At 66.9% G+C, this 20375-nt stretch carries 17 protein-coding genes, 1 tRNA gene and 1 other RNA gene; 13 read left to right on the top strand and 6 right to left on the bottom strand.

Annotation, left to right across the window (positions count from 1 at the left end; translation table 11 throughout):
• On the bottom strand, positions 1 to 1400 hold a 1400-nt coding region (locus O3Q52_RS16460; RefSeq protein WP_269649527.1), incomplete at its 3' end, for a DNA polymerase III subunit gamma and tau.
• A gap of 105 nt (positions 1401 to 1505) precedes the next feature.
• Positions 1506 to 1604, bottom strand: an RNA gene (ffs, locus tag O3Q52_RS16465) — signal recognition particle sRNA small type.
• A gap of 71 nt (positions 1605 to 1675) precedes the next feature.
• Between ffs and O3Q52_RS16470 the strand changes: the two genes are divergently transcribed.
• From O3Q52_RS16470 to O3Q52_RS16500, 7 genes are all read left to right on the top strand, one after another.
• Positions 1676 to 1763 (top strand) — tRNA-Ser (locus tag O3Q52_RS16470).
• Between the two features lie 230 nt (positions 1764 to 1993).
• The gene (locus tag O3Q52_RS16475) at positions 1994 to 2992 is read left to right on the top strand and encodes a CBASS oligonucleotide cyclase (protein WP_269649528.1); all 999 of its coding nucleotides are present in this window, start codon (positions 1994 to 1996) and stop codon (positions 2990 to 2992) included.
• A 2-nt stretch (positions 2993 to 2994) separates the two neighbouring features.
• Positions 2995 to 3510, top strand: coding sequence for a hypothetical protein (locus tag O3Q52_RS16480; RefSeq protein WP_269649529.1), 516 nt, complete (start codon positions 2995 to 2997; stop codon positions 3508 to 3510).
• Between the two features lie 30 nt (positions 3511 to 3540).
• Complete coding sequence (locus O3Q52_RS16485) at positions 3541 to 4461, top strand: AAA family ATPase (RefSeq protein WP_269649530.1); 921 nt, start codon at positions 3541 to 3543, stop codon at positions 4459 to 4461.
• Positions 4461 to 5945 carry an SAVED domain-containing protein gene (locus O3Q52_RS16490; RefSeq protein ID WP_269649531.1) on the top strand — a complete coding sequence of 495 codons (1485 nt, stop codon included), beginning with the start codon at positions 4461 to 4463 and terminating at the stop codon, positions 5943 to 5945. The genes O3Q52_RS16485 and O3Q52_RS16490 overlap by 1 nt, the downstream gene beginning before the upstream one ends.
• Before the next feature lie 244 nt (positions 5946 to 6189).
• Positions 6190 to 7866 carry an Eco57I restriction-modification methylase domain-containing protein gene (locus O3Q52_RS16495; RefSeq protein ID WP_269649532.1) on the top strand — a complete coding sequence of 559 codons (1677 nt, stop codon included), beginning with the start codon at positions 6190 to 6192 and terminating at the stop codon, positions 7864 to 7866.
• A gap of 12 nt (positions 7867 to 7878) precedes the next feature.
• On the top strand, positions 7879 to 8604 hold the full coding sequence (locus O3Q52_RS16500; RefSeq protein ID WP_269649533.1) for a PaeR7I family type II restriction endonuclease: 726 nt from the start codon (positions 7879 to 7881) through the stop codon (positions 8602 to 8604).
• 79 nt (positions 8605 to 8683) lie between these two features.
• On the opposite strand, the gene O3Q52_RS16505 is transcribed toward O3Q52_RS16500, so the two are convergent.
• Positions 8684 to 9388 (bottom strand): PaeR7I family type II restriction endonuclease, encoded by a 705-nt coding sequence (locus tag O3Q52_RS16505; protein ID WP_269649534.1) that lies wholly within the window; start codon positions 9386 to 9388, stop codon positions 8684 to 8686.
• Positions 9389 to 9837: 449 nt separating this feature from the next.
• Between O3Q52_RS16505 and O3Q52_RS16510 the strand changes: the two genes are divergently transcribed.
• The gene (locus O3Q52_RS16510; protein WP_269649535.1) at positions 9838 to 11145 is read left to right on the top strand and encodes a PaeR7I family type II restriction endonuclease; all 1308 of its coding nucleotides are present in this window, start codon (positions 9838 to 9840) and stop codon (positions 11143 to 11145) included.
• 84 nt (positions 11146 to 11229) lie between these two features.
• Here the strand turns inward: O3Q52_RS16510 and O3Q52_RS16515 are convergent, their stop codons facing one another.
• The 3 genes from O3Q52_RS16515 to O3Q52_RS16525 form a co-directional block, all read right to left on the bottom strand.
• On the bottom strand, positions 11230 to 12996 hold the full coding sequence (locus O3Q52_RS16515) for a tyrosine-type recombinase/integrase (RefSeq protein ID WP_269649536.1): 1767 nt from the start codon (positions 12994 to 12996) through the stop codon (positions 11230 to 11232).
• Between the two features lie 11 nt (positions 12997 to 13007).
• Positions 13008 to 13307 (bottom strand): helix-turn-helix domain-containing protein, encoded by a 300-nt coding sequence (locus O3Q52_RS16520; RefSeq protein WP_269649537.1) that lies wholly within the window; start codon positions 13305 to 13307, stop codon positions 13008 to 13010.
• Positions 13308 to 13510: 203 nt separating this feature from the next.
• Entirely contained in the window at positions 13511 to 14002 is a 492-nt protein-coding gene (locus O3Q52_RS16525; protein ID WP_269649538.1) for a helix-turn-helix domain-containing protein, read from the bottom strand.
• A gap of 281 nt (positions 14003 to 14283) precedes the next feature.
• On the opposite strand from O3Q52_RS16525, the gene O3Q52_RS16530 reads away from it, so the two are divergent.
• The 5 genes from O3Q52_RS16530 to O3Q52_RS16550 all read left to right on the top strand — a co-directional run bounded on the left by O3Q52_RS16530 (position 14284) and on the right by O3Q52_RS16550 (position 20195).
• Positions 14284 to 15819, top strand: coding sequence for a DnaB-like helicase N-terminal domain-containing protein (locus O3Q52_RS16530; protein ID WP_269649539.1), 1536 nt, complete (start codon positions 14284 to 14286; stop codon positions 15817 to 15819).
• Between the two features lie 232 nt (positions 15820 to 16051).
• Positions 16052 to 17311, top strand: a complete 1260-nt coding sequence (locus O3Q52_RS16535; protein WP_269649540.1) for a hypothetical protein — start codon at positions 16052 to 16054, stop codon at positions 17309 to 17311.
• Positions 17312 to 17357: 46 nt separating this feature from the next.
• Positions 17358 to 17792: a hypothetical protein gene (locus tag O3Q52_RS16540; protein ID WP_269649541.1), complete on the top strand. Its 435-nt coding sequence runs from the start codon at positions 17358 to 17360 to the stop codon at positions 17790 to 17792.
• Positions 17793 to 17971: 179 nt separating this feature from the next.
• Positions 17972 to 18484: a MobC family plasmid mobilization relaxosome protein gene (locus tag O3Q52_RS16545; protein WP_269649542.1), complete on the top strand. Its 513-nt coding sequence runs from the start codon at positions 17972 to 17974 to the stop codon at positions 18482 to 18484.
• Between the two features lies 1 nt (position 18485).
• Positions 18486 to 20195, top strand: coding sequence for a relaxase/mobilization nuclease domain-containing protein (locus O3Q52_RS16550; RefSeq protein ID WP_269649543.1), 1710 nt, complete (start codon positions 18486 to 18488; stop codon positions 20193 to 20195).
• Positions 20196 to 20375 lie beyond the last annotated feature (180 nt).

A 20375-nucleotide genomic window follows, 5' to 3' on the forward strand; every position in this document is an offset into this window, starting at 1 on the left:
GGGACCTGGGCCGGTGTGGGAGCTTGGGCCGCTGCGGACCCCGTATCTCCACCGGGGCCCCCCGCTCCCCGCACCGCAGCGCGCGCGGCGGCGGGCCCGCCGCCCGGTGGGACGGAGGGACCGGGAGGAGCGGAAGCGGCCAGGCCGCCCCCCGGCACCCCGGTCGGCATCCCGGGATGCGCGTCGGGCCCGGGCACGTACCCCATGGCGGGGGCTCCGGCAGCCGCAGCCCCCGTGAAGTTCACCCCGCGCTCGATGCGGTCGAGCCGGGCCATGAGGGACCGCTCGTCGCCGTAGGCCGCGGGCAGGAGCACGCGCGCGCAGATCAGTTCGAGCTGGAGGCGGGGGGAGGTGGCCCCGCGCATCTCCGTCAGCCCTTCGTTGACGAGATCGGCGGCCCGGCTGAGCTCGGCGGCGCCGAACACTCCGGCCTGGGCCGTCATCCGCTCCACGACGTCGGCGGGGGCGTCGATGAGCCCCTTCTCTCTGGCATCGGGCACGGCCGCCAGGATGACCAGGTCCCGCAACCGCTCCAGCAGGTCGGCGACGAACCGCCGAGGATCGTTTCCGCCCTCGATGATCCGGTCGACGACCTCGAAGGCCGCGGCGCCGTCCCCCGCGGCGAAGGCCTCGACCACGGAGTCGAGCAGCGACCCGTCCGTATAACCGAGAAGCGACGTGGCCATGGCATACGTCACGCCGTCGTCCCCGGCACCGGCCAGCAACTGGTCCATGACGGACATGGAGTCACGCACGGACCCGGCGCCGGCGCGCACTACCAGCGGAAGCACCCCGTCCTCGACGGGACTGCCCTCGCGCCCGCACACCTCGCCCAGGTACTCCCGCAGGGTCCCGGGCGGGACGAGCCGGAACGGATAGTGGTGCGTACGCGACCGGATCGTCCCGATGACCTTCTCGGGCTCGGTGGTGGCGAAGATGAACTTGAGGTGCTCGGGCGGCTCCTCGACGACCTTCAGCAGCGCGTTGAACCCGGCCGGCGTGACCATGTGGGCCTCGTCGATGATGTAGATCTTGTACCGGCTGCTCGCGGGTCCGAAGAAGGCCTTCTCGCGCAGGTCACGGGCATCGTCCACGCCACCGTGCGAGGCGGCGTCGATCTCGATGACGTCGATGGAACCCGGCCCGTTCCTCGCGAGGTCCCGGCAGGACTGGCACTCCCCGCACGGCGTCGGTGTGGGCCCCTGCTCGCAGTTCAGACACCGCGCCAGGATCCGCGCGCTGGTCGTCTTCCCGCACCCACGCGGCCCGCTGAACAGGTACGCGTGATTGACCCGGTTGTTCCGCAGCGCCTGCTGCAACGGGTCGGTGACATGCTCCTGCCCGATGACCTCGGCGAACGACTCCGGGCGATAACGGCGGTACAGCGCGAGAGACGACACACGTACGAGGTTATAGGCGCCCACTGACAACGAGCACCGCCCGCCGGACTTGGCCGCTCCGCCCCACCGGCGCCGGGCCGCACCCTCGGCTCCACCGGCCCCGCAAACGCAAGCGCCCCCCACGCACCCGCCAGAGCCAACCTACCCTTGCTGCCTTCCGGCCCTGGGGGAGTTCAGTCAGATAGCGCCACGTGAGGGGCTGCGCACACAGTACCCGATCTGAGCGGGGGGAACGAGTTCGCGAGCACTCCTCAACGTCTTGTATTGTTTGCCGCGGAGGATTCGCCTAGTGGCCTAGGGCGCACGCTTGGAAAGCGTGTTGGGGGCAACCCCTCACGAGTTCGAATCTCGTATCCTCCGCCAGTGCCTCACCGGGCACGATGTCGAAGGGCCCCACCGTTCGCGGTGGGGCCCTTCTTCGTGCGTGGTTGCAGTTTTGGTTGCAGTTCGTGTGGCGGGCGCAACCGGAGGGCCCGGCAGACAGTCCGCTATCGGCTCCTGGGCATCCCGCGCAACTTCGACCGGGTTTGTCAGTGGTGCGTGGTAACCCTGTTCTCCTACCGATCGGCTCCTCGGGTGAAGGGTGAACAGCCATGGCGGGGGAGAACTACGTCGACCACGAGGTCCTCAAGGCATTCGCGAAGAACAAGGTGAACGTGCCGAAGAAGGAGGCGAAGGACCGCCGCCGCCAGGTGAACTACCTGCGGGAGCGGCTGGAGGACTACATCGCCGCCCACCCGGACTTCGACCTGGTGAAGCTCCGCGCGTCCGGCAGCACGGCCAAGCACACAGCGATCCGTCGCAGGCGCGGTACAGGGTCTGACGCGGATGTCGCCGCCTACCTGCGCGTCAGTGACCCCGACATCGACATCTCGACGATATTGGCCTGGCTGGAGGAGCGCTGCAAAGAGGTCTACGGCAAGACGAAGATCGCGGAGGACTTCAAGCCCTCCGATCACGCGGTCGGCATCACTATGCGGGGCTCCGGCTTGAAGATCGACGTGGTGCCGGTGCTCTACACCGGCGAGCCGGACGACCAGGGCTACCTGGTCACCAGCGGCGGCATCAAGGTACTCACCTCGGTCACGCTGCACCTGCGCTTCATCGAAAAGCGCAAGGGGGAGGCCGGCGACGGTTACCGGGAGCTCATCCGCCTGCTGAAGGCGTGGATCCGCGAGAGCAAGGAAGGCGATCCCCAGCTGCGCTGCAAGTCCTTCCTGATTGAACTCTTGGTCGCGCACCTCTGGGACGTCGGCTGGAACGGAAAGCCGCTGCAGGTCGACGACTATCCGCAGGCGATCGAGCAGGCGCTCTCCTACATCGTCCGCACCGGCCTGAAGACACCGATCGTCTTCACCGACTACTACACGGCCGACGAGGTGAGCTCGACGACAGACCCCATCCAGGTCTGGGACCCGGTCAACCCGGAGAACAACGTCGCTCGCGGCTACACCGAGTTCGACCGCCAGCGGTTGGTCAACCACGCCAAGACCACCCTCGACACCCTCACGACGGCCGCCTACGCGGCCACGAAGAGTGAGGCGCTCGACCTCTGGCGCGAGCTGTTCGGCCCCACCTTCCCGGGAGAGTGACCATGACCGGCTCGTACTCCAGATCCGCTTCCGGTTCGTTCACGATCACCGATGCCCGCTACGTCGGAGGCAGAGTCGCCGCCGACCTGCGCCTGCTGTACAACCTCTACGGCGAGCCCTCCCTCAAGAGAATCGAGAAGTTCGCCGAGGAGGTCGCCCTGCTCCTGCGCGACGGCTATCTCGACACCGTCGACTACGGCTTCCGCGACACCGCCACCAACGCCTGGAAGTTCCGCCTGCGCTACAAAGCCACGGCCGGCGGCCAGCTCATCGACTCCCGACCGGGCAGCTTCCCGGACCCCGTCGACCTCGCCGGCTACACCTTTCACAGCTTCCTGAACTACAGCTCCACCTTCTGGCTCCTGACCAGCAGCCAGCAGACCGGGGTCAAGGAGGCCCTGCCGATCTCCCGGACGACCGGCACCGCCCCGAGTGCCGTCGCGGGCACCAGCACCACTGGGCACGGCTACGCCCGCAACGGCACTGGCGTCTCACGCGACGTCTACGTCGCCTACTAGTCCAGCGCTATCCGCAGGAGGAACGAGCACGTGACCAGCCAGGACGACCTGTTCCACCCCGTCATCGAGTTGCCCGAGCCCACCCGCCGCGCCCGCTACGACCGTCTGGTCGGCCTGGACGAGACGAAGCTGCGCCTACGCAAAGAAGCCTCGCTCCTCGCGGACCCGCGCCGACTTCGGTCCTGGGCCGCGCAGCACCACGGCGGCAATGTCGCCGCTCTCGCTCTGTTCGCAGACAGGGCGCCGCTGTTCGTTTTCGCCGGCGACGTCGGCTCCGGCAAGTCTGCCCTGGCCGAATCTTTCGGCTGCGACCTCGCCGACTGGCTCGATCTGCCGGTGTACCTGTACCGGCTCAAGCTCGCCACCCGCGGCAGCGGCCTGGTCGGCGAGATGACCTCCCTCATTGGAGACGCCTTTACCCACATGCACACGATGGGCAAGCGCGCGTCGGGCCCTGAGGGAGCACGCGCAGTGCAGATTCTTGTCGTCGATGAGGCCGACGCCCTGGTGCAGTCCCGCGAGGCCCAGCAGATGCACCATGAGGATCGGGCCGGCGTCGACGCGTTCTTGGCCGGCATCGACGGCTTGGCCGGCGCCGCGCTCCCAGTCGTCATCGTGCTGTGCACCAACCGCGTCGGCGCTCTCGATCCGGCCGTCATGCGCCGCGCCGCGGCCACATTCACCTTCGCCCGCCCCAGCGACGAGCAGCGCCACGCGGTCCTCACCCAAGCACTCGACGGACTCGGCATCCGGCCGGAGACCGTCCGCAAGGTCGTCGAGCTCACCGGCCCAACCGCGGACCGCCCCGCCTACACCTTCTCCGACCTCACCCAGCGCCTGGTCCCGGCAGCAGTTTTCCGCGCCTTCCCAGACCGACCCGTCATGGACGAGGACCTGCTCGTCCTTGCTGAGAACCTGGAGCCCACCCCTATCTTCACCGAGGAGCGCTGATGGCCCACCTCCCCGCCCCCGGCCCCACCAGCGTCCGCACAACCGGCGACTACTACCAATGGCTCGTCGCCTGGGAAGCCTGCCTGACCCTCTTGCGCGAGAACGCCGCCCGCTCGCACAACCCCGTCCGCGCTATCGGCGTCGAGCTCGACGGTGCGGGCAATCTCGACGATGTCGTCCTGCTGCGCGACATTCCCCCGAACACCTACAAGCAGGTCAAGTACGCGGTCGACAGCGCCACGCCGGTCAACGAGGAGTACTTGACCAAGCCCAGCGTCACCGGTGGCCCGTCGATCCTCAGGAAGATCGCCAAGACGTGGAAGGTATTGACCGCGGACGGTGGCAGCGCCGACCTGCGCCTGGTCACCAACCGGGCGGCCGACCCCAAGGACGACCTGGTGGCCCACCGCGACGCCCGCACCGGCCTCCTGATGCCCAAAGCAGCTGTCGGCGGAGCCAGGTCTGACCGAGCCAAGGCTCGTACCCGGTGGGCGAAGGAGGCAGGGCTGACCGAGGCCGAGCTCATCGACTTCCTGTCGGTGCTGCGCTTTGACCTGCCTCTGGACATGGTCTGGTATCAAGAGAATCTTCGACTCCTGATGGCCGTTACCGGGCTTCGCCATGACCAGCGGGCACTTGAAGAGGGAGCCGGCTGGGTCGCCAAGATGGTCCGCGACGGCCGACGTGAACTCACCCTGGCAGTCATCGAGGCCGGCGTCGCTGAGCTGAATCTGAAGGCCGGCCCCGCCCGGGCCGTCCTGTCGATCGCCACTCTCAAGCCGGACCCGCTAGCACCGGACGCCGACCACGCCATCGACTGGGTCGACCGCTTCGACGGCGACTCCGACTACACCAAGCGCCGTCCCCTGTCGCCGAACACCTGGGCCCAGCTGCAGGCAGACATCGAGACCGCACCAGGACGTCTGCCCGCCGGGACAACCGCCGTGTCCGTCACCGGCAGCATCCGTCTCGCGCCTGCCTTCCTGGTCGGCACCACCTTCCGCATGGTCACTGGCACCGACCTCGCGGCAGTACAACGCGGGAGGGCCGGCAGTCAGCTCTGGTCCACCAACGACCCCTTCGAGACGGCCATAGCCCCGAGAGTCATCGAGCACGAGATCGGCAAAGGTGGCGAGATCGCCGTCGCCGTCGCCGTCGCGATGAACCCCACCGAAGACGTCCTGGAGTATCTGCGCGAACAGAACCTCCCTGTCGGCAAGCTGATTGTCCTCACCCCGCCGAGCGGCACAGCGAACGACGGCTCCATCCCCGACAGCACCGCCGCCAACGCCCTAGCGGTCGGCATCCGCGACCACCTCCGCCGCTCCACCCGCAAGGTCCGGCGAATGCACCTCTTCCTCGCCTGCCCCATGGGACTTGCTGTTCTGCTGGGAAACCGGTGGAACCGCCTATGCCAGACCGTTGTGTACGAAGACATCAAAATCGACGACGGATACGAAGCGGCATTCACCGTGGAGGCATAAGAGGCTCAAGCCTAAGGGCGCCGGACCTCAAAGTTCGTAGGGCTGCGGGCGCGCTCCGCATGGCCCACCTGCACCAGTGGGATCGGGCCGTGGGTGGCTCGCCAGCCCGGGTCCAAAGCAGCCCGTCGGCCTTGGCCGCTGTTTCCTTAGAGAGGCGGTCGGTCAAATGCTGGTAGCGGCGACGCATGCGGGCCGACCTGTGGATAACTCTCGTGGCCGAGATCCGCCCTAGTAATGTCAAGACGTGGCCACTCCCCTGTTCTTCGACACCGCTCTCCACGCCCTCCCCTCAGTCCCCGCCGAGGCCGTGGAGCACGGTGAGGTGTTCACCCGCCGCTGGGTTGTGGACCTGATCCTCGACCTCGTGGGATACACGCCAGACAAGGGCCTCTGCGACGTGAAGCTCGTAGAGCCGGCATGCGGCTCAGGAGCATTCTTGGGAGCAGTCGCGTCACGGATTAGCGCATCCTGCCGCAAGCAGGGTCGTCCCATCAGTGACGCACGCGGAGCTGTACGCGCGCTCGATCTGCTGGAACGCAACGTCCGAAAGAGCCGCACAGTTGTCGAAAAGCAACTGGTCGACGATGGCTGGCAACCGGCGGAAGCCCAGCAGGTAGCGGCATCTTGGATCGACCAAGGTGACTACCTGCTTCAGCCCGAAGCGACCCAACACGCGGACTACGTGGCCGGCAACCCGCCCTACATCCGCCTGGAGGACGTCCCCGCCGACAGAATGGCGGTCTACCGTCACGCATGCCCCACCATGGGGGGCCGTGCAGACATCTACGTCGGCTTCTTCGAAGTCGCGCTCCGAAGCCTAGGCCCAGGAGGACAGTTGGGCTTCATCTGTGCGGACCGATGGATGCGCAACCAATACGGCCGCCAGCTCCGGCAGCTGGTGACCAAGAGCTTCAGCATGGACGTGGCTCTGGTCATGCATGACGTCGACGCCTTCGACGACCAAGTTTCTGCCTACCCAGCGATCACGATCATCTCGAACCGATCCCAGGGCAACGCGGTGGCAGCGGACACCACTCGGGTGTTCGGCAGCGCGCAGGCCAGCGAGTTCGCCGACTGGTACGCGATGGACTCATCAGAGTCGATCACCACCGCGGCGTTCCAGGCCGCCCGCATGCCGCACTGGTTCCCGGACGAGGACTCGTGGCCGGCGGCCTCGCCAGCCAGGCTGGCGATTCTGGAGGAACTCACCGAGCGTTTCCAGCTCTTGGAGGACGGCAAGACCGGGACGCGTGTCGGTATCGGCATCGCCACCGGCGCCGACAAGGTCTTCCTCACGAAGGACGAGAACCTGGTCGAGAACGACCGGCTGCTGCCCATGGCCATGGTCCGCGACACCACTAGCGGCACGCTGAACTGGGACGGTACCTACCTGGTCAACCCATGGACCACTGATGGTGACTTGGTCGACCTCTCCGCCTACCCGCGACTCGCTGCGTACTTCGAAGGGCACGGGGCCGCCATGCGGAAGCGCTACATCGCGGTCAAGCAGCCGCAGCGCTGGTACAAGACGATCGACAAGGTCGACCACCGTCTAACGCGACGCCCCAAGCTGCTGTTTCCGGACATGAAACTGACGATCCATCCGGTCCTGGATCAAGGCGAGTTGTACCCTCACCACAACCTGTACTTCATCGTCTCGGACGTCTGGGACATGCGGGTACTCGGTGGCCTACTGCTGTCCAAAGTTGCGGAGGCGTTCGTGGAGGCATACGCGGTCAAGATGCGAGGGGGAACGCTCCGCTTCCAAGCGCAGTACCTCCGCAAGATTCGCGTGCCCGATCCGAAAGCAATCAGCGAGAGCGACAAGATTGCCCTAGCGGAAGCGTTCGACAAGCGCGACGTGAAGGCAGCCACGGAGGCCGCCCTGCGTGTCTACGGACTAGCCGAGCTGCCCGACTAGGAGGAACGGATCTTGACGGTCACCCGCCAAGACTTCGAGGACGCCATAGCTGCGTACTGGGGTGCCAAGCAGCTGCAGAACGAGCAGTCCGCGATCAAGGCCGCAGTTGGAGCCGGCACGGCCGGATCAGTCCGCGGTGGCAAGCACTTCGACGTGATCGCGACCCTCTTGGCTAAGTTCTTCCTGGAAGCTGGCTACCCGGCCGAGAGCATCCGCGTCAGCAAGTCCCAGGGGCTAGAACTGCCCGGCTACTACCGGCCGCAGAAACAGTGGGACCTCGTAGTCGTCCACGAGGGCGTACTCGTCGCGGCCTTCGAGATGAAGGCGCTCGGCGGGCCGTCGTACGGCAACAACTACAACAACCGGGTCGAGGAAGCGCTGGGCAGCGCGGTGGACCTCCGGCGCGCAGCTCTCGCCGAGCTGTTTCCGAAGGAGAAGCCCTGGCTCGGCTACTTCTTCATCATGCAGGACGGGGAAGGGTCCCGGAGGCCAGTCAAGACCGCTAAGGGCGCCCTGCCAACTGACGAGATCTGGCACGGCACTTCGTACCAGGACAGGTTCGGCATCTTCTGCGAGCGCCTCATGGCCGAGCAGCTCTACGACGCGGCGTGCTACGTGACGTCATCGGCCGAGGAGCCCAAGCCCATCGAACTGATGGAGAGCCTCGATTGGAGGCACTTCTCGGCAGCGATCAACGCGCGCCTCACATATTTGAAGGACCTCGGGATTCCCGGTTAGAGCCGTCCACAGCTCTCCGGAACAGGCGCCCGTACGTCCTTGTCCTCCAGGTCTCCCCTGGAGGACAAGGACGTACGACTCACTCACCAAGCATGGCCTTGACCAGGTTGACTCGGCCTTCAATGGCCACCTGCAAGGTTCGCGCGGTCGCCGTCAGTAGAGGCTCCTTGTAGGTGATGTTGCTGTTCTCCGTCCGCTGGGTAGTGATGAACCACCCGATGTCATAGACGTTCTCGCCCACGAAGCGGCTGATCATCTCTTGGTAACGCTGGGTGTACGACATCCCCTTGAAAGCCGGATCGGTCTCAAACAACGCGTGAGACTGCCTGTTCAGCTTCTCGGTCTCTTCCGTCTCTTCAAGTACGAAAACGTAACCAAGCCACGGCGGTACAGCGCCGAAGGGTCCGTTCTTCTTCTGGGCAGCCGCCAGATCAGTGGCACTACCCAACGCCTCCTCAAAACGATTGTTGAAATTCTTCCCGACGCTACCGACCTGCGACTTGAACTCAAGGGCAGCTACAAGGACTTCCTTGTACAGGACGACCAGATCCCATTGCTTACGGACACGGAAATAACCCGGCAGGTAGGGCCTTCCCGTTCGAATATCTCCCGCAGAGATACCGCAGTCGAGGAAGACCTCTTTCACGACATCCTCGAAGCCCTTGATGTGTCCATTGGCGCGAGCCTCTCCGCCGGCCCTGCCGCCATCCTCCTGACTCTCCCTCTGCTCGCCCCGCTTGCACCAGAAGTCCTCGACCGCTTGCTGAATCGCCTCGGGCTTCACGTCACCCATCCTCACTCGGCATACGCCACAGGCTCGAACTCACGAACCTCAGTCGACCCAAGTCTGAGGGGTAGCACTGACAACCGACGTGAAGGCTACGTCGATGCACCGCCGCCTCAAGCGCAGACAAGGGGGTACGCATGGAAGCTGGCCGATCCCCGGTCGTCGGGACTGCCTGCCCGAACGCAGGTTCCTGGCAGTGGGGGCAGCAGATGACGCGGAGGCCAGCGGATGGGCATAGGCAGGCAGGTGCAGCACTGATGGACGCTGCGTCTGGCTCTGCATAGATCGGAACCGAGCGATCGCTCCCCTCTGGTGCGACGACTCTGTAGGTAGGCTTCTCCAGGGCAGGAGGCACTCGATAAGGGGAGTAGATGGCAGGGGCGTTGACAGCTGCGGTGCAGAACTACTGGGTTGATTCCGATAGCTGGATCCGTAGAGATCAACGCTTGGAGCCCATCGTCAGCTCCACCGTTGATGCACTCGTTGAACGCGGTATCGACCGCTCCTGGATTCAGACGGGGCGTGAGGCTTCTCTACCGGCGTCCTTCGGCTTGAAGGATACCCGGTGGGACATTGTCGTCATCAAGGATGAAATTCCACTGGGAGCAATCGAGTTCACCGCACAGGACGGGCAATCAGCCGGAAACAACTTGGCCAACCGGATCCACGCGGCGACCTCACGGGCCCTCGCGGTACGAAGCTCTGACCACAGCGGCGGGCTGCAGCCACAGCTCGGGTTGTTCATCATGTGGGAGCAAGGGAGAAGTACCTCTGTCCAACCAAGACTTGAAGCGGCACTGAACCAATTCCTCGACGACGAGCTCTACGACGAGGTTGCCTACACCAGTTACTCCGAGGCGGGACTGCAGGAGCCGTCGGAAGGCATGTCGGTACAGCGATTCGTCGACCGGTTCAGCCGTCGGCTGCTCGCACGAGCTGTGGGTCCGCTAGGAGAGATTACGCCAAATCTGGAACGCTACCGAGAAGTCATCGAGGCCGCACGAGGCGAGAAGAAGGACTATTCCCTGGAACGCGTCCCAAAGCGGGGCGGGCAAGCAGAAGTGTTCCAGGGGGTACACAAAGCGTCAGGGATCGAGATTGCCTTCAAGCGGAGACTGTCTCAGTGGACGAAGGCGGGTGCCCGGATGGGGCGCGAGATTGAGATTGCCCGCATTCTGAGCGCACACCCACATGTCATGCCAGTCCTCGACTTTGAGGCGCAGCACCACTGGTTCATCATGCCTCTGGCCGACGCAACTGCTGAAGAACAGTTCCTCCATCTGAAGGAGCCGAAGCATCTCCACAGGATGATCAAGGCGGTGGCATCCGCCCTAGCAGAAGCGCACCGTCACGGTTGGCGTCATCGCGACGTCAAGCCACAGAACATTCTTCTGCTGGACGGACGTTGGACCTTGGCCGACTGGGGCACCGTCCGTCGGCCACGCGGCCAAACGACTTTTGCTGGCCGTACCGGCGCCTATATAGGCACTCCTGGCTTCGCTCCGCCTGAGCTTTCCTCCGGGCCGCATGACCTCTCTGTACCGGCGACAGACATCTACAGCCTCGGCCGAGTAGCGGCCTGGGCTCTCACTGGGGAGTGGCCACAAGCAAATATCCCCCTCCTGCCGGCGGAGGAGCCGTGGCGAACCATCGTCCAGGAAGCAACACAGCAAGAAACCGAGAGTCGCCCGCAGAGCATCGACGAGTTCCTGGCCGTCATCGACCGCGAGTACGACAAGGCAGGACGATCCTGATGCTGAGCCTTTGATCCTTCATAGGCTCGATATTGCGCCTAGGGGGCTGCTGCGCAGCAGCCCCCTCAAGTGCCCTTCTTTACGTCACTCGCCGTACCTCCCTGGGTTCCTCGCCCGGTCCACAGCCTGTCCACAAGCCTCGTCGAACGCTTCAGTGACAGCGTCCTGGTCCGTGCCACGGACTTGGGCCTCGATCTCCTGGCCCGGGCGCCGTGTGATGTGCCACCGGACCGGCAAGTCCGTGTATAGGTCAGTCTCGAACTCCCAGCCCAGCACGGACCATTGCTCGGCACGGCCGATGTTGAGCCGCTCGCCGCCGGGCAGGAACACAGCGTGGGCATGATGAATGAGCCGGCGGTCAGGTATCCGGTCACGGATAGCCCGGATACCACCGGGACCCATGTTTTCCCACTGCGGCCGGTCCCATATCTCCACGTGTGCAGGCTTACCGGGGTGATCGCCGCCCCACTGGGAAGCCACGGCTTGGGCGTGCTCGTGGTGCAGGAACGGAACATACCGCTCGCCTAGACAGGCCACGTACACATCCGGCCCTGCTGGTACGGGGCCCTGGCTCAAGCCCGGCACGGGACCTGCAGGTGTCGACGGGAACTGATGCGGCGTTGAGCCCCAGATCAGAGCGCCAACCTTCGCGGCGGTCTGCTGGAGCACGGAACTGGTGAGGTGCTGGTACCGGCTGCGCATCCGAGCGGACTTGCCGGGCTCCCAGCCCATGATCCGGTCGACGATCGTGTCGGGAACACCGAGGAGGAGCAGCACGGTCGCCGCGGTGTGACGGGCATCGTGGAGGCGAGCGTCGCGGACCTTCGCTGCCTTCAGCAGGTCCTTCCACCGGTGGAAGTCGGTGTTGGGGTTGAGCGGCTCGCCGGTCGGCGAGGTGAACACATAGCCCTTCTCCACCCACAGGTCGCGAGCGAGTGCCCGCTCGCGTTCCTGCTGCTCCTTGTGCAGGCGCAACAGCTTCAGCAGTTCCTCGGGCACGCCGATCGGGCGTTTGCCGGCGCGGGTCTTCGTGTCCTTCGTCTCGCGCCGGATGCTGATCTTCTGCGGGCAGTAGCCGGGCTTGCGCCCGCACTTGTCGCCACAACCGTGCTTGTACCGGGGCCGCAGCCGGCCACGCCGCACCAGGATCACGCCGGCCTCGAAGTCGACGTCCTCCCACTTCAGGCCGAGCACCTCGCCTTGACGCAGGCCGAGCGCGAGCGCGATCACCCAGCGGGCGGTGTTGCGAACCTTGGTGGCCTCGGCGAGGAGACGCTGGACCTCTTCAAGCGTGTACGGCTCGACCTCCTCCTCTTCAACCTTGGGCGCCTTGGCGACGGAGGCCGGGTTGATGGTGAGGTGGCGGCGGCGTATGGCCTCGTTGAGCGCGGTCTTGACCGTGCGGTGCGCCTGGTGGGCGGTGCCGGCAGCGCTGCCGTTCTCCTGCATCTTCCGGTAGAGCCGTTCCAGGTGCTCAGGCTCCAGCTTCTCCAGGCGATGGGCGCCCAGGCCGGGGATGAGGTGGTGGTAGACCGCCACCCGGTAGCCGTCAATGGTGTTCTCACCGACGTTGGGCGCGGCGATGTTCTCGACCCAGTGGGTCAGCCAGGTCTTGACCGTCCAGGTCTGACCGACCTTGCGGACGCCGGTGGAGTCGCGCTGCTTCTCCAGCTCGCGTACGGCCTTGGTGACCTCGGCGCGGGTCTTGCGGCCGACGTGACGCCGGTCGGGAGTGCCATCGTCCTTGACGCCGACGGTGACGTAGCCGTGCCAACGGCCGTCCTTGCCCTGGAAGATCGAGGAGGCGCCATTAGGCTGGCGGGACGTGCGGGGCTTCTTCGGCTGTGCCATGTGAGCCCCGCTCAGGCTGCGGTGCCGAAGTCCGTGGTCCGGTAGCGGCGGGCTAGGAATTCTCCGACCGCCTCGGCGGGTATTCGGCGCAGGCTGCCGATCTTGACAGAGCGGATCTCGCCGGACGTGACGTACTCGTACATCTTCGTGCGGCCGATGCCGATGCGGCGGGCGGCCTCCTCAACGGTGAGCCCGACGAGGGTGGCATCGCCGGGCTCATCACCCCTCTCGGCCATCAGGGCACGCAGGGCACCCTCGGGGATGCCGAGGACGCGGGCGATCTGGGCAAGGGGCAGGGGGTTCTGGGGCAAGGGTGTGCTCCTCTTCCGGCGCACGCGGTCACGGGGGCGGCAACCCTCGCGGACCAGGCCGGTGGTGATGTTCAGGGATGGGCGGTGCTATGTGGTGGGGCACGGGGCGCTTTCCTCAGCGTTCGCAGCACTGAGGTGCGTCCTCTGGGACGTCAGGCGTTGGGGCCTGTCTGCGCAGGGTCGTCTCACGGGGCGGCGCGAAGTCAGGGGTGCTGGCGCAGCCACGCTTGATCTTCGAGCTGTATCAGCTCTTCGAGCTCGGCCTTCTGCTCGTCGCCGTGGCTTGCGAAGTGGGCGAGCTCGAATTCGAGGTGCTCGATCTCGCGCTCCAGGATTTCCACGTCACGCTGGAGGCGCGCGAGCGCATGCTTCTTCTCGACGCAGTCGCGGACGATCGCGCGGATGACTGTGTCAGCGTGCTTTAGAGACGGAGCGGTCAGCTCGTCCATGGTCAGACCGAACACCGTGCAGAAGCCGAGTGCCTCGTCGAGGTTGACCCGACGTCGTGGCTTGCCGCTCTCGATACGCCAGATCGCGGCTTGGTTGACCGGATGGCCAGCCTCGGCCATCTTCTCGGCCAGGGTGACCGTGCTCCAACCTCGGGCCTCGCGCTCTTGCTTGATGCGCTCCGCAACGTAGTCCTCGGGCACTGGCCGGTCTGGTCCGGCACGTGCCGCGTCGTCTTTGCTGCTCATCTCCCACCTCCCTTCGGTGCAGCTGGGGCCACTGCGGCCAGGGTCAAGAGTGAACACCATTGCGGAAACGAATGCAACTCGTTGCGTTCCCGAAGTTCTGTGGGTATGGTTCGTCGTCCGCTTCCGGACGTGGGTGAACGTGCCCACGAAAAGCAAACGGCCCCCGGTGCGAACACCGAGGGCCCATGCGAAAGCCCCAATGTACGACCGCCCATCCCTGAACGATCCAACCGGCCCGGCCGGGGTTGCCGCCCCATATGGCCTGCCGGGTGAGGAGCTCTATGGCCCAGAGTAGGGCCCCGCGACAAGAGAATCCATCCGATCACCAGACCGACGAGGCCGCCGGCCCCTTCGGTATCGGTGGGGAGCCTCCGCACGCTGTGGAGGCCGAGCGTGCGGTTCTGGGCGCCTGCATGTTCAAGACCAGCGAGGTCGACGAGGTGCGCGGCATCCTGGACGCCGCCGACTTCTACCGCCCCGCGCACGAGACGATCTGGCGGTCGCTGCTGGCGCTGCGCTCGACGGACGCTCCCACGGACCCAATCGCTCTGACCGAGCACCTCGACGGCACTGGGGACCTCCGCCGGATCGGCGGAGCCTCCTACCTGCACCAGCTTGCCGGTGTCGCGGCCCCGACCGGCAGCGCCGCCTACTACGCAAGCATCGTTCGACGGAAGGCGGACCTGCGCCGCCTGCGCGAGACCGGCTTCCGCCTGGTCCAGCGCGCCGTCGAGCCCGGTGCCGATCCGGACGAGATACGCAGTGCCGCCGAGGCCGACGTACGCGCCGAGCGGGAACGCGCCCTGGCATCCGGTACCGGACGACTGTCCCGCTACCTCGTCAACGGCTGGGACTTCGTCACCAAGGCAGCCGAGACGCATCCGATCTGGGGCACTCAAGCGCAGACCGCCTGGGCATCCGGTGAGAGCTTGATGATCGTGGGCCCGCCAGGTGTCGGCAAGACAACCCTCGCCCACCAAGTCGTTCTCGCCCGCATCGGTCTGGCGGACTCCGTCCTCGGTATGCCTGTGGTGCCCGGCAAGCGGGTTCTGTATCTGGCCATCGACCGACCGACACAGATCGCTCGCACCCTGGCTCGCGGGATCAGCGACGAGCACGAGGCCGCCCTGCGAGAACGGCTCGCTGTCTGGCAAGGCCCACTGCCCGCCGCCCTCGACAAAGAGCCCGACCTCCTGGCCGACCTGGCCGCCGCCCACCAGGCCGACACCTTGGTGATCGACAGCCTCAAGGACGCCGTCAGCACCATGGTCGACGACGCCCTCGCGGTCGCGTACAACAACGCCCGCGGACGAGCCCTCCAGAACGGCGTCGAGGTCCTGGAGCTGCACCATCAGCGAAAGTCCGGTGCCGAGGCCCCCAAGGTCCAACGCCCGGCCCTGGACCAGGTATATGGCTCCACCTGGCTGACTTCCGGCGCCGGCAGTGTGCTGTTCATCAACGGCAAGCCCGGTGACCTGGCTGTCACCATCCACCACCTCAAACTCGCAACCGGCGAGATCGGCCCGCTCCAGGTCATCCATGACCACGAGCACGGCACCAGCACCGTCGACCCAACGCTCGACCCGGTCACGCTGCTACGTGCGGCAGCCAACGGGTTGATCGTCCGGGAGCTGGCCGAGGTGCTCTGCGGCGAGCCAGAGCCAGGGCGCGCCGACATCGAGAAGGCGAGGCGCCACTTGGACCGGCTCGTCAAGGCCGGGCTGGCCACCAAGGCCGAAGGCGCCGCAGGCGGAAATGGTGGCGGCCAGCAGGCTCGCTACCGAGCCTCCGCGCGCCACATCGGCGCCGTGTCCTGACGCCCCGATCCGGGGGCTGGACCGTACACGCGGCCGTACACGCACCCCCTGTGCGTACACGGCCCCGAAAACCGTCCACTGCGCACACGGTCGCGACTAAAACCACAGGTCAGAGGGTCACGCGACCGCGCATGCCGTTCACACGCCCAGGCGATCACGCGCGAGCCCCCCTTTAGAAGGGGGCTCGCGTGTACGCCCCACCGTGAACGCCTCCCCACCTGCCTCCCACCTCATGGAGACCACCTGCATGTTGCTCCCCCTGCCCACTACCGCCGCCTTGGCCGTTGCGCTCCTCGGACTGCTGGCCGGATGGCTGGGCTGGCGAAGCCGACGCCATACTGGCGGCACGCGGCAACCGTCCGCGTTGGCGGTACGGGTTGCCGCTGTCTCAGCGGCCGCTTGCACCGCTTACAGCGCGGACACCAGCTGGCGGTTCGCCGCCGACTACCTGGACATCGCCAGCACCGTCGAGCGCGTGTTCATGTTCGCCACCGCTGAACTGGCCCTGTTCGCGATGGCCTTGATGGCGCGCCATAACCTGAAGAGCCCGAAGCAGGCGCCTGGCCCGTCTGGGGTCCTGGTATGGGTGGTCACTGGAGCCCAGATCATCCCCGCCTACGCCGAATCAGGCCCTGTCGGCGGCACGGTCCGCGCACTGATCGGCCCGGTCATGGCCGCGGTCCTCTGGCACCTGGCCATGGGCATCGAGCTACGCAACCACACCCCCGAGGCCACCTCCCGCAGCCTGCTCGCGGTCCTCGGACGGCAGGCACGCGAGCGGCTCCTGGCGCGCCTGGGCATCCACGACCAGGACGCCGATGCCGCACGGCTCATCCGCGAGCGCGCCCTGAGCCAGGCCGTCACGTTGATCCTCCGCATCGAAGCGATGCCCGAGAAGAAGCGCACCAAGTGGCATGGCCGGCGAGCGACTCAGCGTCTGCATGAGGCGCTGGAGCGAGCCAGCGTCGACAGCGATCCCCACCAGGACGAGCTGCTGCTCCGCAAGCTCGGTACCCGGCAGCAGGCCACGCGGCTGGCGTCGCTCCCTCTGCCCGAGCGTTGGGAGACACCCGGGGCCCGAGTCCCCCAGCCCCGGGCTGCCGTGAGGCGGGCACAGCCCGCCCGCCCAGCGGCCGTGCCGGATCCGGGCGATGAAGACACGCGCCGGGCGGTCCACCCGGAATCCGCCGACCGCCCGCAACTCCCGCAGGATGCCAGTCCCGAGCCGAATGCGGGCAAGACGTCGAACGGCAATCCGGGCGGCAGGGAGTCAGGCCCGAAGCGACCGGGTCGCAAGCCCGACCTGCCCTGGGACGTCCTCGTCGAATACGCCGAGGACATCTATCGGAAGACCGGGCGCCTCTCGCGTGACTCCCTCAAGGCAGCCGTGCGCGCTGACGGCCACCAGGTCGGCACCGACCTGGCGCAGAGCGTCGTCAACGCCGTCAAGGCCAGCCACCAGGACTTCGCCCGCACCGGCCACGCCCACTGAACGCGGTCCCAGCTCTAACTCCCCATCGCTGAAAGGCCCTTCTGCCATGCCTCATTCGACCTCGTCTGCCTGGACCTGCGGCAACGACGCCTGCTCGATCTGCACCGCCCCGGAGCGCGATGAGATGACCGTGCTGCGTTGCGCCATCCTCACCCTGCTGGAACAGGGCCGGTGGATGGCCGGCGACGACATCCCTCTGCCCGAGATCCTGTCCGCCGGCGGCGACTACCTGCGCCGCCTCCAGGGTGCGTGGGATGACGGCACCCCGGTGCCCGCTGCTGAGCACTGGGCCTGGCTGGAGGCAGAGCTGCGCCTGGTTGTCGCCCGCGCCGCCGGCCTGGACGCCATCAGCACCCTCGACCCGCGGATCGACAAGGTCCTGGCCACCGCCGCCCGCCTCCCTGAGCGACGTCAGGTGAAGTTGCTCGATCTCGCCGCCAAGCAGTTCGCGGAACCCCACAGGCAACCGCGCACCGCCTGAATCCACCAGAACCCCGCGCCCTACCCCCAGCACAAGGACATCCCGCCATGCGCGACCCATACTTCGAAGACCTCAACACCCCAGTCGGTGCAGGTGAAATACCCCCTGCCTCGGCGGGAGCAAGCAATGGCGATGGACGGTCCATAGGCCGGTCCATCGCGGACTCCTCCGCCCCGGGGGTGGCGGAGGCGGAGCTCCGGCACGAGGGCGTGCCGGAGCAGGAGCAGGTGGGCGCCGGCGAGCAGCCGCGCGATCCCTCCGTTGGGGCCACGCAGCGTGCGCCGTACCGCCGCGCGAACCTCGACGCGCAGCGCTCCGAGCACGTCACCGCGCGCTTCGCGCCGCACGAGAAGCACGACATCCAGTCGTCAGCGAAGACCGCTCACGTGACCATGGCCCGCTACATTGCCGACGCCACCATGGCCCGCGTCCGCGGTGAGATCACCGTCGCTGCCGAGCGCACGGTCTACGACGATGCGGTCGACGAGCTCGCCGCTATGCGGACGCAGATCGCCCGGATCGGCAACAACGTCAACCAGATCGCCCGCCGCCTCAATACGGACGGCGATCCACACCCTGTGGACGCCGCGATCCTCCACCGGGCGGACCGCCTGCTCACCACCGCCCACGACACCGTCCGGGCGATCGACGACGCCGCCTTCCGGGCAGCCGGGCAGAAGTGGGCGGTCTGAGGTGATCGCGAACATCGTCAAGCCGGGCAACCACACCTACGGCGTGCTGGCCTACCTCTTCGACAAAGGCCGCGCCAACGAACACACCGACCAGCACATCGTCGCCTCCTGGGACGACTTCGTCCCCGACCCCGGCCCCTGGGACAGCCCTGGCCACAAGCAACGGCTCGGCCAGCTCAGCCAGGCCCTGGATCTGCGGGTCAAGCAAGCCGGCGACAAGGCACCTGAGGGGCACGTGTGGCACTGCTCGATCCGCGCCGCGCCCCAGGACCGCATCCTCACCGACGCCGAGTGGGCCACCATCGCCCGGCGCGTGCTGCACGCGACCGGCATCGCGCCCGACGGCGATCCGGACGGCTGCCGGTGGGTTGCTGTGCGTCACGCGGAGGACCACATCCACATCGTCGCCACCAAGGTGCGCGGTGATCTGCGCCCGCCGCGGAACTGGAACGACTACCACCGCGCCATGAACGAACTCAGAGCCGTCGAGGAAGACTTCGGCCTCACCCGGGTTGTGCATGGTCCCGAAGCTGCTGCTGGCACCTCGGCGGTGAAGCGCTCCACCCGGGCCGAGGAGGAGAAAGCCAAGCGCCAGGGCCACGACAAGACCGCGCGGGAGCGGCTGCGGCACACCGTGCGTACCGCGCTGTCCCACGCGAAGGATCTGGATGAATTCTTCAACCTGCTCGCCGATGCCGGCCTTCAGGTCGAGACCCGCACCCTGCCCTCCGGTGACCTCCAGGGCTACAAGGTAGCCCTGCCCGATGCCGGCACGCCCATCTGGTTCTCCGGCTCCAGCCTCGCCACCGACCTGTCCCTCCCCCAGATCCGACAGCGCCTGGCCGCTGCCGAGGCACAGCCCACCGCAGCCTCATCAGCTCGCCCTCACCGCCCCAGCCCGTGGCACGTCGCAACCGCTGCCGCCGAACGCATCCCCCACCACCTCACCCGCGCCGACGACGGTGCCGTCCAGGCCCACCTGACCGTCTTCGGTGAAGTCCTCTACGCGCTACCCGCCCATGCTCCTGTCCGACTCCAGGCCGAACTCCACCGTGCGGCTGTCGCCTTCGAACACGCCGCCCACACCCGCGCCCGCGCCGACCACCAGCACGCCCGCGCACTGCGGGGCGCGCTGAAGGCCATGCGCTACCAGCCCGCGGACCACACCGGGCTCGCCATACTCTTGGACGCCGCGATCCTCGTCGTCCTCGCAGTCCAGCGCCACAGCGCACTGCACCACCACGACCGGCAGGTGGCCGCCGCCCGTCAGACGCTCACGCACCTGCAAGCCGCCTACGCCCAGATAGCCCCCGCCAGCCTCGCCGAACTCGCCAGGCACAGTCCCTCCGACAACACGGTGCACCGGTACGCCCTCACCCTGCACGAGGTCCTGCCCCACCACGCCGAACAGATCCTCACCGAAAACGCCTGGCCCGCCCTCACCGCCACCCTCGCTGCCGCCGAAGCCGCTGGCCACAACCCCGCCACCGTCCTCCAACAGGCAGCCCAGCACCGCCCCTTGGACAACGCGAAGTCAGTATCCGAAGTCCTCGTCTGGCGCGTCCAACGCCTCGGCGACCGGCACGTGTCTAGCTCCCGAAGGTGGGGCGCGCTGGACCGCGCTCCCCGTGTCTCGTCCAATGCGCGGATCACCGCCGCGACGCCCTCCACCTCTACACCACGGCCACCCCGCGTGCACCGGTCACGATGAGCACGGCTCCCATCCGCGGCGGCCGAGCGCGCTTCGCATCCCCCGTCGGGCTCCTCCCAACGCCCCTACCGAAGAAGCCGCCGTGTGCTCAGTTCCGGATGTCAGTCGGCCAACTACGCAATCGGGCGTGCAGATTGTCGCAATGGTGCCAACTCGGGCCGCTAATCTGGATGTTGCCGG

Origin of the sequence: Streptomyces sp. ActVer (assembly GCF_027270795.1) — a bacterium.
GTDB classification, from domain to species: Bacteria; Actinomycetota; Actinomycetes; order Streptomycetales; family Streptomycetaceae; genus Streptomyces; species Streptomyces umbrinus_A.

What these genes read in the sequence shown, in the direction of transcription:
- O3Q52_RS16480 (WP_269649529.1), top strand. Translation starts at nt 2,995, where the DNA reads ATGACCGGCTCGTACTCCAGATCCGCTTCCGGTTCGTTCACGATCACC.
- O3Q52_RS16490 (WP_269649531.1), top strand. Translation starts at nt 4,461, where the DNA reads ATGGCCCACCTCCCCGCCCCCGGCCCCACCAGCGTCCGCACAACCGGC.
- O3Q52_RS16540 (WP_269649541.1), top strand. Translation starts at nt 17,358, where the DNA reads ATGCCTCATTCGACCTCGTCTGCCTGGACCTGCGGCAACGACGCCTGC.
- O3Q52_RS16535 (WP_269649540.1), top strand. Translation starts at nt 16,052, where the DNA reads ATGGAGACCACCTGCATGTTGCTCCCCCTGCCCACTACCGCCGCCTTG.
- O3Q52_RS16525 (WP_269649538.1), bottom strand. Translation starts at nt 14,002, where the DNA reads ATGAGCAGCAAAGACGACGCGGCACGTGCCGGACCAGACCGGCCAGTG.
- O3Q52_RS16475 (WP_269649528.1), top strand. Translation starts at nt 1,994, where the DNA reads ATGGCGGGGGAGAACTACGTCGACCACGAGGTCCTCAAGGCATTCGCG.
- O3Q52_RS16530 (WP_269649539.1), top strand. Translation starts at nt 14,284, where the DNA reads ATGGCCCAGAGTAGGGCCCCGCGACAAGAGAATCCATCCGATCACCAG.
- O3Q52_RS16515 (WP_269649536.1), bottom strand. Translation starts at nt 12,996, where the DNA reads ATGGCACAGCCGAAGAAGCCCCGCACGTCCCGCCAGCCTAATGGCGCC.